The sequence below is a fragment of the Vibrio sp. A37 genome (assembly GCF_059777565.1).
Genome location: NZ_JBLNLI010000009.1, coordinates 24,406 through 41,518, shown reverse-complemented (window position 1 = coordinate 41,518; position 17,113 = coordinate 24,406). Strand labels below are relative to the sequence as shown.

The 17,113-nt window shown below is 42.7% G+C and carries 13 protein-coding genes; 5 read left to right on the top strand and 8 right to left on the bottom strand.

The window, feature by feature from the left end; genetic code table 11:
* Nucleotides 1–47: 47 nt before the first annotated feature.
* On the top strand, nucleotides 48–1,319 hold the full coding sequence (locus ACM2FC_RS15705; protein WP_498481908.1) for a YeaH/YhbH family protein: 1,272 nt from the start codon (nucleotides 48–50) through the stop codon (nucleotides 1,317–1,319).
* Between the two features lie 10 nt (nucleotides 1,320–1,329).
* A complete protein-coding gene (locus ACM2FC_RS15700; RefSeq protein WP_498481907.1) occupies nucleotides 1,330–2,877 on the top strand; it encodes a SpoVR family protein in 1,548 nt (515 codons plus the stop codon).
* 80 nt (nucleotides 2,878–2,957) lie between these two features.
* Here the strand turns inward: ACM2FC_RS15700 and kdsB are convergent, their stop codons facing one another.
* Genes kdsB through ACM2FC_RS15675 form a run of 5 tightly spaced genes read right to left on the bottom strand, consistent with a single transcriptional unit; the run spans nucleotide 2,958 to nucleotide 8,910 of the window.
* On the bottom strand, nucleotides 2,958–3,707 hold the full coding sequence (kdsB, locus tag ACM2FC_RS15695) for a 3-deoxy-manno-octulosonate cytidylyltransferase (RefSeq protein ID WP_498481906.1): 750 nt from the start codon (nucleotides 3,705–3,707) through the stop codon (nucleotides 2,958–2,960).
* Entirely contained in the window at nucleotides 3,707–3,886 is a 180-nt protein-coding gene (locus ACM2FC_RS15690) for a Trm112 family protein (protein ID WP_498481905.1), read from the bottom strand. The genes kdsB and ACM2FC_RS15690 overlap by 1 nt, the downstream gene beginning before the upstream one ends.
* Nucleotides 3,867–4,874, bottom strand: a complete 1,008-nt coding sequence (gene lpxK / locus ACM2FC_RS15685; RefSeq protein ID WP_498481904.1) for a tetraacyldisaccharide 4'-kinase — start codon at nucleotides 4,872–4,874, stop codon at nucleotides 3,867–3,869. The genes ACM2FC_RS15690 and lpxK overlap by 20 nt, the downstream gene beginning before the upstream one ends.
* A 5-nt stretch (nucleotides 4,875–4,879) precedes the next feature.
* Nucleotides 4,880–6,628 carry a lipid A ABC transporter ATP-binding protein/permease MsbA gene (gene msbA, locus ACM2FC_RS15680; RefSeq protein WP_498481903.1) on the bottom strand — a complete coding sequence of 583 codons (1,749 nt, stop codon included), beginning with the start codon at nucleotides 6,626–6,628 and terminating at the stop codon, nucleotides 4,880–4,882.
* 32 nt (nucleotides 6,629–6,660) lie between these two features.
* Nucleotides 6,661–8,910: a DNA internalization-related competence protein ComEC/Rec2 gene (locus ACM2FC_RS15675; protein WP_498481902.1), complete on the bottom strand. Its 2,250-nt coding sequence runs from the start codon at nucleotides 8,908–8,910 to the stop codon at nucleotides 6,661–6,663.
* An 8-nt stretch (nucleotides 8,911–8,918) separates the two neighbouring features.
* On the opposite strand from ACM2FC_RS15675, the gene ACM2FC_RS15670 reads away from it, so the two are divergent.
* Complete coding sequence (locus ACM2FC_RS15670) at nucleotides 8,919–9,428, top strand: DUF2062 domain-containing protein (protein WP_498481901.1); 510 nt, start codon at nucleotides 8,919–8,921, stop codon at nucleotides 9,426–9,428.
* 136 nt (nucleotides 9,429–9,564) lie between these two features.
* Here the strand turns inward: ACM2FC_RS15670 and lolE are convergent, their stop codons facing one another.
* Genes lolE through lolC form a run of 3 tightly spaced genes read right to left on the bottom strand, consistent with a single transcriptional unit; the run spans nucleotide 9,565 to nucleotide 12,697 of the window.
* Nucleotides 9,565–10,809 (bottom strand): lipoprotein-releasing ABC transporter permease subunit LolE, encoded by a 1,245-nt coding sequence (gene lolE / locus ACM2FC_RS15665; protein ID WP_498481900.1) that lies wholly within the window; start codon nucleotides 10,807–10,809, stop codon nucleotides 9,565–9,567.
* Nucleotides 10,810–11,496 (bottom strand): lipoprotein-releasing ABC transporter ATP-binding protein LolD, encoded by a 687-nt coding sequence (gene lolD, locus ACM2FC_RS15660; RefSeq protein WP_498481899.1) that lies wholly within the window; start codon nucleotides 11,494–11,496, stop codon nucleotides 10,810–10,812.
* Nucleotides 11,489–12,697 (bottom strand): lipoprotein-releasing ABC transporter permease subunit LolC, encoded by a 1,209-nt coding sequence (lolC, locus tag ACM2FC_RS15655; RefSeq protein ID WP_498481898.1) that lies wholly within the window; start codon nucleotides 12,695–12,697, stop codon nucleotides 11,489–11,491. The genes lolD and lolC overlap by 8 nt, the downstream gene beginning before the upstream one ends.
* Nucleotides 12,698–13,035: 338 nt before the next feature.
* Between lolC and ACM2FC_RS15650 the strand changes: the two genes are divergently transcribed.
* On the top strand, nucleotides 13,036–13,599 hold the full coding sequence (locus ACM2FC_RS15650) for a PilZ domain-containing protein (RefSeq protein WP_498481897.1): 564 nt from the start codon (nucleotides 13,036–13,038) through the stop codon (nucleotides 13,597–13,599).
* Nucleotides 13,600–13,613: 14 nt separating this feature from the next.
* A complete protein-coding gene (mfd, locus tag ACM2FC_RS15645; RefSeq protein WP_498481896.1) occupies nucleotides 13,614–17,078 on the top strand; it encodes a transcription-repair coupling factor in 3,465 nt (1,154 codons plus the stop codon).
* Nucleotides 17,079–17,113 lie beyond the last annotated feature (35 nt).

Here is a 17,113-nt window from a genome sequence, read left to right as displayed (position 1 = left end):
AGCAGGCAGATAGTCGGCTTATTGTGAAGTTTACTTAGAGGTGGCTCATGGCGCAATTTATCGATAGACGACTGAATGGGAAAAATAAGAGCGCAGTAAATCGTCAGCGCTTTCTACGTCGTCATAAAGAACAAATCAAAGAGTCTGTCGCTGATGCAGTGAACAGACGTTCCATCACCAACACTGAGTCTGGTGAAGACGTTTCTATTCCACACCGTGATATTAAAGAGCCTATCTTTCATCAAGGAAAAGGTGGTGTAAAAGAACGCGTTCACCCTGGCAACGATCAGTTTATCAAAGGCGATAAAATAGATCGTCCCAAAGGCGGCGGTGAAGGTGGTGGCTCGGGAGAAGGTGAAGCAAGTCCTGATGGTGAAGGCCAAGACGAGTTTATCTTCCAAATATCCAAAGACGAGTACCTCGACATTTTATTTGAAGATTTGGAGCTACCCAATCTTGATAAAACACAAATCAACAAAATAACTGAGTGGAAAACACATCGAGCGGGTTATCAAACCGCTGGTATCCCTTCCAATATCGCTGTTGTTCGTTCTCTACAACAGTCTCTTGCTCGTAGAACTGCTATGACAGCAGGTAAAAAAAGGCTACTTCATGAGTTAGAAGATGAGTTGGAGCGCATCAAGAAGATAGAACCCGCTCAGGCGCTTGAAGAAAAAAGACTCAAAAAGGAAATTAAGGAACTACGACAAAAAATTGAAAGCGTACCTTTCATTGATACGTTTGACCTTCGGTTCAAAAACTATGAAAGACGCCCTATCCCATCTAGCCAAGCCGTTATGTTTTGCTTGATGGATGTATCTGGGTCGATGGACCAAGCAACTAAAGACATCGCAAAACGTTTTTATGTTCTACTTTATTTATTCTTAACGCGTACATACGAAAATGTAGAAGTTGTTTTCATTCGTCATCATACTCAAGCAAAAGAAGTTGACGAGCACGAGTTTTTCTACTCTCAGGAAACAGGGGGCACGATAGTTTCCAGTGCATTAAAACTAATGAATGAGATTGTCCAAGATCGCTACCCTGTTGGCGAATGGAATATTTATGCTGCCCAAGCATCCGATGGAGATAACTGGGCAGATGATTCCCCTCGCTGTAAAGAGCTACTAATCAATAAACTGTTACCAAGTTGCCAATATTACTCTTACATCGAGATTACACGTCGCTCCCACCAAACGCTCTGGCATGAGTATGAGAAACTCGAACAGGCATTCGATAACTTCGCGATGAAAAACATCCGAACTGTCGATGACATATTCCCTGTATTTAGAGAGTTGTTCCAGAAAGAAACGGCTTAGGAAGGCGCATATGACAACAAAAGCAAAATCACGCTCAAAGAAAAAAACTAAGGCGCTACCAGATGGACCTGATTGGACGTTCGATCTACTCGACCGTTACCACAAAGAAATCAAACGAGTAGCAGATCACTATCGTTTGGATGCTTATCCAAATCAAATAGAAGTAATTACCTCTGAGCAAATGATGGATGCATACTCGAGCATCGGTATGCCCATTAACTATAACCATTGGTCATTTGGTAAGAAATTTATCCAAACTGAACAAGGTTATAAACATGGCCAAATGGGTCTTGCCTATGAAATAGTAATCAATTCCGATCCATGTATTGCTTATCTTATGGAAGAAAATACCGTAACAATGCAAGCCTTAGTAATGGCTCATGCGTGTTACGGGCACAACTCTTTCTTCAAAGGAAACTATCTGTTCCAAACTTGGACTGATGCTAGCTCAATAATCGATTACCTGTTGTTCGCGAAGAACTATATCGCTGAGTGTGAACAGAAATATGGTGTCTCAGAAGTTGAAGAGCTACTGGACTCTTGCCACGCTCTAATGAATTTCGGTGTGGATAGATATAAGCGACCTGAGAAAATCTCTATCGCTGAAGAAAAAGCAAGACAAGAGGAGCGCGAAGAGTACCTTCAATCTCAAGTCAATGAACTATGGAGAACTGTTCCGCAGGCTAAGACCAAAGAAGAAGACGTCAAAGTGCGCTTCCCTTCAGAGCCACAAGAAAACATTCTCTACTTCATTGAGAAACACGCACCACTCTTGGAGCCATGGCAAAGAGAAATTGTCCGTATTGTTCGTAAGATCAGCCAGTATTTCTACCCTCAAAAACAAACGCAGGTAATGAATGAAGGCTGGGCTACCTTCTGGCACTACACCATTCTCAATCACTTGTATGACGAAGGTTTAGTGTCAGAGAAATTCATTTTGGAGTTTCTACACAGCCATACTAGTGTGGTTGCACAACCTTCTTACAACAGCCCTTATTATAGTGGCATTAACCCTTATGCTCTTGGTTTTGCCATGTTTAGGGACATCAAAAGAATTTGTGAAGAGCCAACGGATGAAGATAGAGAATGGTTCCCAGATCTTGCTGGTACAGATTGGTTAGATGCGGTCCATTTTGCGATGAGAAACTTTAAAGATGAGAGCTTCATTAGCCAATACTTATCTCCGAAGTTGATCCGAGACTTCAAATTATTTGCTATCTGCGATGATGACCGTAAGAACTTCATCGAAGTGAGTGAAATTCACGATAGTCTCGGATATCGCAAGATTAGAGAAAAGTTAGCAGCTCAATATAACCTCAGTAACTTGGAGCCAAATATTCAGGTATATAGCGTCGACGTTCGCGGTGATCGCTCACTTACCTTGCAATATGTTCCTCATGACCGCATTCCTCTAGACGAGGGGCATGATGAAGTACTGAAGCATATGTATCGTTTGTGGGGCTTTGAGGTCGTGCTTGAGGAAGTAAAAGAAAGTGGTCGACGAGAAATACTCGGGACGTGCCCACCTCGCAGCACAGAATATGACACTAAAATATAACACTATTCGGAACTAGAAAGGAGCGCAGCAATGCGCTCCTTTTTTATTTCTTTTAGCTGGCACAAGAATACGTAAATAACCTAACCTGATAAAACTTTACGTACATGTTGTAGATCGGCTTCTGTATCAACGCCAATACCTGGAACTTCGCAAGCGATATCTACGTGAATTTTCTCACCATGCCAAAGGACTCTGAGCTGCTCCAAACCCTCAACTCGTTCTAAACTGGAGCTTGGCAACTTAAGGTATTCTTTAATAAATTCCGCTCGATAAGCGTAAATACCAATATGGCGAAATAGTGGCTGATGAATCAAATCCCTATTATTAGTGTTCCACTCTCGATTCCAAGGAATGGAAGCTCGACTGAAATACAGGGCGTATCCTTGCTTGTCGCATACAACTTTTACGACATGTGGATTAAAGGCCTCTTTTTCAGATGTAATCGGGGTTGCAAGTGTTGACATTGAAGCGCAAGAACTAGATAGGTTGCTTGCCACTTGATCAATAATTTTATGAGGTATTAACGGCTCATCGCCTTGCACATTGACGACTACACGATCTGCAGCAATACCCATTAAGTCAATAACTTCTGCTAGCCGCTCTGTTCCAGATTGGTGCTTTGACGAAGTCATACAAACGGTGGCTGAAAACGAATGCGCCGCACGTTCAACTTGCACATCATCAGTCGCAATAATGACTTCATCGGCACCTGAACAAATTGCTCTTTCATACACCCATTGAATCATGGGTTTACCGTGAATATCAGCTAGGGGTTTTCCCAGCAAACGCGTGGAATGATACCTAGCTGGAATAATCACAGTAAAAGGCACTATCTGCCCTCTTCCATAGACATTGTTCTTGCTTCTGATTCTAGCAGCACAGGAATGCCTTCTTTGATTGGGTATGCGAGTCTATCAAGCTTACAGACAAGCTCTTGACTATCTTTATCAAAAGTCAGTTTACCTTTACAGACAGGACATGCCACAATCTCAAGTAGACGATGATCCATAATTTCTCATAACCTCTTTAATTTTACCCAAAATCTTATTTTCATCTTGCTCGGAAATACTGGCAGACACAGGTAAATACCACCAGTTATTCTCAGCGTACTGTTGACACTTTACCGAGTCCTTTTCTGTCATTATGACATTGCGTCCTTGGCGAGCAAATGACATAAGCTCAGCCCGATCAAAATCTTTATGATCAGCAAAGCTTTTGTTGCTCTTTAGATCGGCGCCTAATTGGGCCAACGTATCAAAAAAACGTGGTGGATGAGCGATACCAGCGAAAGCAACTAACTCCTTAAGTTGGCTCACAGGGGCTTGATCAAGCGTATTTAGATTCACTGCTAAGCTTGGTGTTAGGCTCATTGCGATCTCATTGCTATGTGCGTCACCACCATTTGTGATGATGAAGTCAACCGATTCCAGACGAGATACATCTTCCCTTAACGGCCCCAGCGGTAATAATTTTTCATTGCCGAAACGCCTCACCCCATCGACAACCACTATCTCTATATCTCTGGCGAGGGCATAGTGCTGAAGGCCGTCATCAGTTATGACGATATCGACACCAGTATTCAAAAGCGACTTAACAGCTTCAGCTCGAATAGGGGAAACTGCGACTGGAACACCAGTGCGTTGATGAATTAATTTAGGCTCATCACCACAATGATGAGTTGGTGTATTCTTATCTACAAGCAAAGGGTATCTAGGGGCTTTTGCACCGTACCCTCTCGACACAACGCCGGGCTTGTAGCCGTTTCGTTGAAGTAACTCTACCAACCAAATAACGGTTGGTGTTTTTCCATTACCTCCAACGGTAATATTGCCAACCACTACCACCGGCAATGGCGGTCGATACACATCCTTTGTACCGTTAACGTATAGAGCCTTTCTACGTCGGGATATCAATTTGAACAAAAGACTGAGTGGCCAAAGCACTGGCCACAATAAACAACCAACTGGATGGCTCTTAAACCATATTTTGTCAATCAAAGGATTTATTCACCAAATTGCGTTTTATAAAGTTGAGCGTAAGCACCATCTTTTTCTAATAGTTTAGCGTGTGCACCGCGTTCTATTATCTCGCCTTCGTCAACCACTAAGATTTCGTCTGCTGACTCAATAGTAGATAGCCTGTGGGCAATCACCAGTACCGTTTTATCCTTTTGCAATTCGTCTAGCGCCGACTGAATCGCTTTCTCAGATTCAGTATCTAATGCAGATGTCGCCTCATCCAAAATTAAAACAGGTGCATCTCTTAACAATGCTCGAGCGATAGCTACGCGTTGGCGTTGTCCGCCAGATAAGCTCGTACCGTTTTCACCAATAACGGTATCAAGCCCTTCATCCATTGGCCCAATAAATTCCATTGCGTGCGCAAGCTTGGCAGCCTGTTCTATTTGCTCGCGGGAATAATCTTTCTCTGCCGCATAAGCAATATTATTAGCAATACTGTCGTTAAATAAGTGAACGTTTTGCGAAACTAAAGCGAAGTGCTTTCGCAGATTGGACAAGGTGTAGTCCCGGATGTCGTATCCATCCAAACTGATTGATCCAGAATCCACGTCATAGAATCGAGTAAATAAGCTTGCGATAGTACTTTTACCTGACCCAGAGCGGCCAACAAGTGCGACTGTTTTTCCTTGAGGTATGGTAAAGCTCACATCTCGTAGCGCGGGCTTTTCTTTGCCTTGATAGGTAAAGGTGACATTTTTGACTTCGATATCACCTTTGATTTTTTTAGCTTCATATTTACCATCATCAATCTCTGTGTCTAAGTCCATCAGAGTAAATAGTGTATGACTTGCCGCCATGCCACGTTGAAACTCTGCCGTAACACCAGTTAAAGATTTTAGAGGTCTCATCAAACCAAACATAGCGGAGAAGATAACCGTGAATGTACCCGCTGTTAGTTGTTCTCGTATCGAGTCAAAGCTTGCTAAAAACAAAACCGACACTAGCGCCATTGAAGCTATCATTTGAATCACTGGATTTGCTATTGCTTGGGCGGCCACTAACTTCATCGATTGTTGACGCATTTGATTACTTACATGGTCAAATCTTTTGCTTTCAACTTCTTGACCGCCATAACTCAAGACAACTTTATGCCCTTTAAGCATTTGTTCCGCGGATGACGTCATATGTCCCATGGCGGTCTGCATATTACGTGAAATTTTACGAAAACGTTTGGAAACAACACCGATAGCCCAAGCAACGATTGGAGCCACAACAAGTAATACTAAAGAAAGCTGCCAACTGTTCCAAAACATCAAGATCAGTAAGCCGATGATGCTGGCACCTTCTCGAACAATGCTCACTAAAGCACTACTTGTTGCTCCTGCAACTTGGTCAGAGTCGTACGTAATCCTGGAAAGCAAAGCACCTGTTGATTCTTTATCGAAAAACGAAACCGGCATGTGCATAAATTGATGGAAAATCTTGCGGCGCATTTTCATCACTACATTGCTCGATACCCAGCTTAAGCAGTAACTCGACACAAACCCACTGGTACCACGAATAAACATCATCACCAGAATGATCAGCGGCAGTATTTTAAGAAAATCTGATTTTGCGTTGCCAAACCCTTCATCAAGCAAAGGCTTAAGCAAAGACACCATATAAGTGTCTGATGCAGCATTAATAATCAGAGCCACCACTGCAACAGCCAACCCGGTCTTGTAAAGGCGAATATAGGCCCAAAGCCGCTTAAAGGTCTGCCAGTTTGTTTCGTCTGTGTTTTGTGACATATTTATGCTAGTTGTATTTCTAAAAATTCCGGCTATTCTACTCCGTTACGCAGCATCTGCCTATACCATCTGCTACTTTGTCTATTCCTGTATGTCGATATTTTGAAATTTTTGTTGATGAACGCTATTGAAACTTGCCCACTTTCTGCGGTGTCGATCCATTCTGCTCCAATATTTTTATAACGTTTGACGACATGTTCGTTTGGTAAGTGCCACCGACTGCTTTTTGTTACTGATGCTATTGCTACTTTAGGCTGCACTGCCGCAACAAATTGGTCAATTGAAGACGATTCGCTTCCATGATGAGGGACAAGAATGATATCACTGGCAAGTGCTTCGCCATTTTGTCTAACCAATAGCCATTCAGCGACTTTTTCGATATCACCAGTCAGTAATACATTAAAGGTATTCTCGAGATCGCTAATACGAATGACACACGAATGAGGGTTAAAAGCGCGAGAAACAGTGTTAGGAGGCCACAATACTTCAAACTTTACATTCCTCCACTGCCACGATTCACCGATTGTACAAGGTAATTCAGATTGCGTTGGAGCGCTTGAGCGTATCCAATTAATTGAGTACATCGAAGACAATACCTCTTTACCGCCAGCATGATCCGAATCTTGGTGGCTAAGAATTAATCCTTCTAACTTGTTTATACCTCGACTCTTCAATACCGGAATAAGCACAGACTGTGCCGCACTACCACCCATCCATACTCCTCCTGTATCGTAAATTATCATCTCCCCTTTTTGCTCAATTAAGATAGCCAACCCATGCCCAACGTCCATAACATCAACTCGCCAATCAGCTTGATGCTCAAATACGAATGCTAAGCCTAGGTTACTTGCGACAAGAAGGGAAAACAGCGGGAAAAAGCCAGATGATAAAATGCGATAAGCAATCACTAAAACAGTGAGAGCAATCAGAATCAATAAACTATCTTCTGAAATTGAAAACCAACTAGATGAAGAAAACTGGGTTGCGAAAATAATAGGGTCAAGTAGCCAATCACACCATTGCCACAATAAATGGCTCAGATTGGTTTCTAGCACAGTAAAAAAGCTGGCTGCAAATAAACAGGGAACGATAATAAAGCTAACCCAAGGTACGAACACAATATTGAAGATGGCCCCACTTAGGCTTATACCCTGAAAAGACAAAGCCCCAACTGGGGCCATTATCACAATGAGAGCAAATTGTACTTTAAGTACTTTCGTAAACACCGAATCACTTCGACTAATCTCAATTGCATAAAACAATATTGCCACTGCGACGAAGGAAAGCCAAAAACCTATGGACATAAAAGAAAAGGGATAAATAAGCAGCACAACGGCTAAAGTGGACAACCACCTCATCCACACACTGATTCGCACTCGAATAAAAAGCAGCAAGGAGTTAAACAAACACATGGTTAGCGCTCTTTGAGTAGACACGCTAAAGTCAGCGACCCAAGCATAAACAGCAGCTAAAATACAACCCATAATCACGGGCAACCAAATCATCTGTTTTGAAGCTCGAGAAAATACTGAGCCAACAATAAACCCCACTAAATACGCAATACCAATATGAAGACCCGATATAGCTAAAAGGTGCCCAAGACCACTTGTATGGAGGTTTTTCCACACGCTATATGGAATTTCATCTCTTAAGCCAAACAATAAGGCTTTGATTAAGCCTCGATTCTCTAGCCTCGTAATATGATGGGTGACTTCATTAAAAAATAAACGTTTTAGCGATTCGCTACTTCTGTCAATTTTAATCTCATCTATTGCCGCTGCCCGGGCGAGCCAGCCTTGGCTAAAATAGTAATTCTCACGATCAAAGCCAGCTTCATTGAGCCAGCCTGTTACTTTTTTTAATCGAACCTTGGCTGAGATTTCATCTCCAATTGCTAAATGAGCCTGACTAGTCAAACGTATCTTACCTTGCTCAAAATAATCCAACTTTCGACCATTAATCGCAAGAACCTCTACTGTTCCCTCATATCCATGATTAATTTTTCTAAAATAGCTGCCTACTTTTGCAGATATGGTAACATGCTCACCAAATTGGAAAATGGCACGAGATTGAGCATATAACTTATTCCCTTGTAGTAAGATAACGATTAACGCAATCCCTCCCCCAAAGAACCAATTTAACCTCCTATACTTAGTACAAACAGCGATAAGGACTACAACAGGTGTAACCCATATTAAACTCGGCAACGCTGGCCAGAGTGGCGCACTTAAGATTGTGAAAATAAATACAAGTAACGTCCAATATTTAGAAAAAAGAGCCATGTTTTCCTATGCCTAAAAAGTTTATTAAGCGTCTAATTCCTGATCATGAAGTCATAAAACGTCAGAAGGCATTGAAAGTTTTTGGCAACGTTTTGTACAACCCGAATTTATGGTGCCTGAACCGGCGCTCAGCGGCAGGTGCTTTTGCAATTGGCCTTTTTATGGCATTTATCCCTTTACCAAGCCAAATGATCATGTCTGCCGGCTTAGCCATCGCGTGCGGTGTAAATTTGCCACTGTCTGTTGCTCTGGTTTGGGTAAGTAACCCGATTACCATGCCCGTTATGTTTTATTTCGCCTATAAAGTTGGCGCATTTGTTCTTCACACCCCCCCACAACCTTTCCACTTTGAGTTATCGTGGGACTTCATCATGCAGCAGATGCACACTATCGGTCCCCCATTTGTACTCGGTTGTATTATTTGTGGTATTGCTTCAGGCCTGATTGGCTACTTTGGTATTAAAGGCCTTTGGCGCTATTCTGTCGTTCGTAGTTGGCAAAAACGACAGCTAAGATAATCGCTATCTTTATCGAATAAAACGTAGCATCGTTCAGTATGGAATGGACAACTCTTTGAAGTGTAAAACAGCAATTGAAAAAGTATGAAAAAAGGGCCATTGGCCCTTTTTTCATACTTTTCACATTAAGGTTAGGTTACTTAGAACTCAAGACGGTTGCAGGATTTAACTTACTTGCTCGTGATGCCGGATACCAAGTCGCAACAAAACTAAGAATCACTGCCGTCGCTGACACAACGAGCACGTTTGAGAAATCCACTTGAGACGGCAAAAAATTCACAAAGTATATATCACCTGATAGGAAACGATGCCCAATAAGGTCTTGCAATCCATCAACCAGTGAAGTCAAGTTCAGAGCAACTAAGACACCAAATACGCTGCCAACGAGACTACCAAGCACGCCAGAAAAAACGCCCTGCCAAACAAATATACGTCGTATCAACGAGTCCGTCGCGCCCATTGTTCTCAAGATTGCAATTTCAGATGAGCGATCTTTTACTGCCATCATCAAGGTCGATACAATATTGAAGCAAGCAACACCGATCACCAAAACCATCACTAAATACATAATGGTTCGAACCAACTGAATGTCACTGTATAAAAAGCCATATTTTTGCTGCCAGCTCCTAAGGTAGACATACACATTTAAATGACTCCCTACCTCACGAACAATCTGCGTTGCATCTAGGACATTCGAAACCTTTACCGCGACGCCTGTCACTGCATCTCCAATACCTACATATTTTTGCGCATCTTTTAAAGGCAATAGCGCCAATGTGTGGTCAATCTGACCTTCTAAGTTGAGTAAGCCCACCACTTTGACACGAACTCGCTTGGGAGCTTCAACTCGGGTCGTTTCATTGTTCTTAGGAATCATTAAGGTAATATACTGACCAACATTAACCTTCAATTCCGTCGCAACACCTTGACCTAAGATTATCTGATGTTCACCTGCTTTAAAGTTCTTCCAAGCCGTGGGTTCAATATATTTCGACATATCGGACACCGCTGACTCTTTCGAAGGATCGATACCTCGAACCGCAATCGCTTTCATTTTCAAGTCTTTTTCAGCCAATGCAGTAAATCCAACGTACGGCGCTGCAGCTTTAATCTGTGGACTTTTCAATACCTGTTTCACAACAGGTTGCCAGTTCTGGATCGGGCCACGAACACCAGCAAATTCGCCATGAGGTATCACGGACAGTACCCGGTTATTAAGCTCACGCTGAAAGCCATTCATGGCAGATAAACCGATAATGATAACGGCGACGCCGACAGCGATCCCTATTGTCGAAGAAAGGGAAATAAATGAAACCAGCTTGTTTCTCTGCCTAGCTCGGCTAAACCTGCTTCCGATGAGTAGTGAAAGAGAGGCCATCATCTATACTTCCCTCTCCCCAACCAGAAGGCCATCTTGCATATGGAACTGTCTATCCATTTTCCCGGCCAGCTCTCCATCGTGAGTCACAACAAGAAAGGCCGTATTGAATTCGTTATTGAGGTCGCGCATCAAGTCATAGATAGACAATGCTGTTTTATGATCTAGGTTGCCTGTCGGCTCATCAGCCAAAACTAAATCCGGCGTATTGACCAATGCTCTGGCAATTGCGACACGCTGCCTCTCACCGCCTGAGAGCTCAGAGGGCCTATGACTAAGCCGATGACTCAATCCAACTTTATCGAGCAAAGCGTTCGCTTCTTTCTTTGCTGCGGACATCTTCATACCGCCAATAAGAAGTGGCATCGCTACATTTTCTTCTGCACTAAAATCTGTCAGCAAGTGATGAAATTGATAAACAAATCCTAAGTATTTATTGCGCAACTTCGCTTGTTTATCACTGTTTAATTTAGACAAATCATGGCCAAGAAATTGAACATGCCCCTCACAAGGATCATCGAGCGCCCCCAACACATGCAAAAGTGTACTTTTTCCTGAACCTGACGTCCCTATCAAAGAAGCAAAATCTCCTTTGTTGAGGCTAAAACTCACCCCTTTTAAGACTTGAGTGGAAACAGAACCTTCTTGGTAGGTTTTGTATATATTTTGGCATTCTAGAAGGTTACTCATATCTCAAGGCCTCGGCTGGTTTAACTGAAGATGCGCGATAAGCAGGGAAAAGTGTTGCTAAGAAACTAAGGGCGATGGCCAATACAATAACGGCGGCGATTTGGAACGGATTGATCACTATAGGTAGCTGTCCTCCTATCGCAAATAACGACACTCCCATAGCTTGCAATATCTTATTGAGATTAAGCGCCAAAGCAATACCAAGAGCGCCACCAACAAGCGCGCCAATCGTACCACTACTCGCGCCTTGCACCATAAATATTCCCAATATTTGACGGTTTGTCATCCCTTGGGTTTTCAATATAGCGACTTCAGATTGTTTTTCCATCACAACCATAATCAATGCGGAAACGATATTAAAAGCGGCCACAGCCACAATGAGTCCTAGCATCAAACCCATCATGCTTTTTTCCATACCAACGGCTTGGAATAGCTGACCACGCTGAGCTCGCCAATCACTCCAGCTCCAGCCTTTTGGCATAGGTTGCTTGGCTAGCTCACTGACGACAAAAGGATCTTTGAAAAATAAGCGCCAGCCCGAAACGGTTCCAGATTTTAGTCGCATCAATCGAGCGGCATCTTGCATATTGGTGATGATTAACTGCCCATCGACATCTGAACCTGTATTGTACACTCCTGCTACAGTAAACAACCGCTGACGCGGTATCATGCCAAATGGTGTAAATTGGCTAGCACTAGTTACCATGAGCCGAAGTTTATCTCCTATTGAGACATTTAAGTTTCGAGCTAAAGTCTGACCAATAAGCACTCGGTATGAGCCTGGTGTCAAACTGCTCAACCTACCTGCCATAATATATTGCTGAATGGGGTCGTTATCTTTAGGCTCAACCCCAACCATCATTCCAACCGTAAGTTCAGAAGCGCTTTGAATGACAGCCTCACCACGCACTATAGGTTGCGCAGGATAGGCAGTAGATAAGCGTGAAATAAATGCAGGTGGAGTAGATTCTAGAGACGTGTCGCCATTTGTTTGTGATACAACAGCCTGAGGAAGTACGCCAAGAATGCGACTTTTAAGCTGTGATTCAAACCCATTCATCACTGACAACACTGTGACAAGGGACATCACTCCAATCGTAATACCTGCAGTAGAAATATAAGAGACAAAACGACTAAATCTATCCCCAGAGCGCCCTCTAAGATAGCGCCAACCGATAAATGCCGAAATGGATGGATACATAGAAAAAACCAATCATAAATAATTCGAGATACTGTAACGATTTACAACGTTTCGTTGTAGCCTTTTATTAACGAAAAGTGCATAAATTTAGCCACAATGCAGAAACTTATACTCATTTAATCTTTAAGTGACAGGCATATTACGCTTTAAGTTCCACTTTGTTTTTGCCTATTGACGACAAAGGCTAATCTTTTGCTTAAATTCTAGACAATCTAATCCAGCACCAGCTCTCACAGTCTCACCATTGTAAAGGAAATCACGGACAACAAAGAGTAAAAGGTCAACACACCCGAGTAATTTAGTTATAATCATAAAGATAGCAAAAAAGGAATGTTACCATGGCAGGACAAGAATATTTTAGTGTTCACCATTCAATGGCGATCAACGTACAACCGTTAAGTGACGAATTTGTTTTGCCTTCGATCAATGAGTTTGAGGCAGAAATTCCTCACTCTTTCATCATCGCCAGTGAGTTTAGTCAACTGGATCATCTGAATGACAAAGCCATGCTTGAGCTTAAACACAGTGACTTGCGCTATGTGACGGAGTTACTGGATCATCAAAACTCTAAGCTCAACTTAATTCTCACCTACATACTATCTCAGCAAGATGATAAACAATATCGCCATCATACTCTTTCTTTTGGGGCAAGCCAGTTTACCTACCAATCAAACGTTCCTCTTAAGGTTGATTCTCACGCACGAGCAAAACTTTTTTTGGAACATCCTGCAGCTGCGATATACTGCTACGCCAAAGTGGTAGAATGTGTAGAACATGAAAATGGTTACGCCATTTCCTTGGAATATGTCTTATTACGAGAGCAAGACCAAGACTTGCTAATTAAGGCCGCACTTCACCAACAACAAAAACTTTTGCGCGAACGCACTCTAAACCGAGAATAACTTAACGCTTTATCATGACTACATCTTCATTGCTATCTCTGGCTAACCCTACAGGTGCCGGAGACAAAAAACATGTCGGTAATTTACAAGGTGCAAGCCTTGCTCTTGCTATCTCAGAGCTAGCAAACACTCACAGCGGACATACTCTACTTGCGGTACCAGACCCACAAACTGCGTTGAAACTTGTCAGCGAGATAGAGCAGTTTAGCGAAGAAGATGTCACTTTATTCCCTGACTGGGAAACACTGCCCTATGATAGTTTTTCTCCTCACCAAGAAATTATCTCTGACAGAATCGCTAGGTTGTACCAACTGCCAAACCTTACCTCTGGCATTACCGTCGTTCCTGTCAGTACATTATTGCAAAGGCAAGCACCTAGAAGCTTTATGCTGCAACACACTTTGATGGTGAATGCTGGCGATCAACTCTCTCTTGAAAAGCTGAGAATCAAACTTGAAAACTCTGGTTACCGTCATGTTGATCAGGTATTTGGCCCCGGAGAATATGCCAGCCGAGGTTCGATACTCGACCTATTCCCAATGGGAAGCCAGCTTCCGTATCGGATAGATTTCTTTGACGATGAAATTGATACCATTCGTACATTTGAGCCAGAAAGTCAGCGCTCGATTGAAGAGATAAAAAGTATTCAGCTGCTTCCTGCACACGAATTTCCAACGACAAAAAGTGCCATTGAGGAGTTTCGAACTCGCTGGAGGCTGCGTTTTGAAGCTCGCCGTGAACCAGAATCAGTGTACTCTCAAGTATCGAAAGGAACATGGCCTGCAGGCATTGAATACTGGCAACCACTATTTTTTGAAAACACAGAAACGCTGTTCGACTACATCGACGAAAACTGCCAACTTATTGTGGTTGGGGATATTGAATCACCCATTGACCACTTTTTAGAAGATGTGGAGTTTCGATACGATCAACGTAAAGTCGACCCTTTGCGCCCACTATTGCCACCAGAAGAATTATGGCTAAAGAAAGATGAATTATTTGGTCATTTAAAACAATTCGCTCAGATAACCTTGAGCCGAGATCCAGTGCAAAAACGAGCTGGCCGAGTTAACTCAGATATCGAATCCTTACCAGACCTTGCCGTACAGCATCAAAACAGTGAACCATTAAATTTACTGCGCAAATTCAGCGAATCATTTAATGGCAAAGTTATTTTTTCGGTTGAGTCCGAAGGCCGAAGAGAGGCTTTAATCGAGCTTTTACAAGGCATTAAACTCAGGCCTGAGCAAGCTGAAAGCTTTCAATCAGCAGTCACCAGTGACAACAAATTTTCACTTGTTATTGGCTCAAGTGAGCACGGGTTTATTTTCGGCAAAGACAATGTTGCACTGATTTGTGAAAGTGACTTACTTGGCGATAGAGTTATCCAACATCGCCGCAAAAATAAAAAAGTAGTTAACAGCGATACTGTTATACGTAATCTCGCTGAGCTAAAACCCGGACAGCCTGTCGTTCACATTGACCATGGTATCGGTCGCTACTTAGGGTTGGAAACGCTAGAAGCTGGCGGAATGGCAACAGAGTACGTAATGCTTGAGTATCAAAATGAAGCGAAACTCTATGTGCCTGTATCATCGTTAAATTTAATTAGCCGTTACTCTGGTGGTGCTGAAGATGGCGCACCTATTAACAAACTTGGCAGCGAAAGTTGGGCAAAAGCAAAGAAAAAAGCGGCTGAAAAAGTAAGAGATGTTGCTGCTGAACTTCTAGATGTTTATGCGAAAAGAGAGCTCAAACCTGGTTACAAGTTTGCATTAGACAGAGGCCAGTACGCTACCTTTAAATCCGGCTTTCCATTTGAAGAAACAGATGATCAAGCCAATGCTATCAATGCTGTTTTATCAGACATGTGCCAAGCTAAAGCAATGGATCGTTTGGTTTGTGGTGATGTGGGCTTTGGTAAAACAGAAGTGGCAATGCGTGCTGCTTTTGTCAGCACGGATAATGGTAAACAGGTAGCGGTACTCGTTCCGACTACCTTGCTCGCCCAGCAGCACTTTGAAAATTTCAGAGATCGCTTTGCCAACTTACCCATTCGAGTCGAAGTGTTATCGCGATTCAAATCGGCAAAAGAACAAAAGCAAATATTGGCGGATGTCGCTGAAGGCAAAGTTGACATCGTCGTTGGTACTCACAAGTTGCTTTCCAGCGATATACAATTTAAAGACCTTGGCCTATTGATCGTTGATGAAGAACACCGCTTTGGTGTTCGCCAGAAAGAAAAAGTAAAAGCAATGCGCGCCGATGTAGATATCCTAACTCTAACCGCGACGCCAATTCCAAGAACACTCAATATGGCGATGAGTGGAATGCGTGATTTATCCATCATTGCTACTCCACCAGCTAGAAGGCTATCGATTAAAACGTTTGTCCGCCAACACGATGATAATGTGATTCGCGAAGCAGCATTGCGTGAAATCATGCGTGGCGGCCAAGTCTATTTTTTGCACAATCAAGTAGAAACAATCGAAAAAGTTGCTCAGGATCTTGAAAAACTGATTCCTGAAGCTAGGGTTACGGTCGCTCATGGACAAATGCGAGAAAGAGAACTTGAGCGTATCATGAACGACTTTTACCACCAGCGCTTCAATCTCTTGGTTTGTACCACCATCATCGAAACAGGTATTGATGTACCTACCGCCAATACCATCATCATGAATCGTGCAGACAATTTAGGTTTGGCCCAGCTTCACCAATTACGTGGTCGCGTTGGACGCTCACACCACCAAGCTTATGCGTACTTGCTGACCCCTCACCCTAAAGCCTTGACTAAAGATGCGATAAAACGTCTAGATGCAATTGCTTCCTTGGAAGACTTGGGGGCAGGTTTTACCCTAGCAACTCACGATTTAGAAATACGTGGCGCTGGAGAACTACTTGGTGACGAGCAGAGCGGACAAATACAATCTGTGGGATTCACTTTGTACATGGAAATGTTAGAGCAAGCCGTAGAGGCAATGAAAAATGGAAAAGAACTTTCTTTAGACGAGCTACTTAGAGAACAAACTGAAGTTGAGATGCGCATTCCAGCTCTTCTTCCAGATAGTTACATACCAGATATAAACACACGCTTGTCTATGTACAAGCAAGTCGCAAGTGTCCAAAGCTTAGAAGAGCTTTCAGAAATAAAAGTAGAGCTCATCGACAGGTTCGGCCTATTGCCAGATGCGGCGAAAAACTTACTATCTATATCAGAACTAAAAATCGCGGCAGGCGCATTAAAAGTGAAGAAAATTGAGGCACATGAAAAAGGTGGCTATATTGAGTTCTATCCAAATGCTGACATAAACCCGGCTTATTTAGTTACACTCTTGCAATCTCAACCACAAAAATTCGCTATGGAAGGACCCACTAAACTTAAGTTTGCTGTACCATTAGCTGACAGACGTAAACGAACTCAGTTCGTTACCGATATGCTAGCTGAATTTCGAAGTAATGTAATAGCGGCAACGGCATAATAGTTTATGTTTTATTGGCGAATCGATTTCTATCT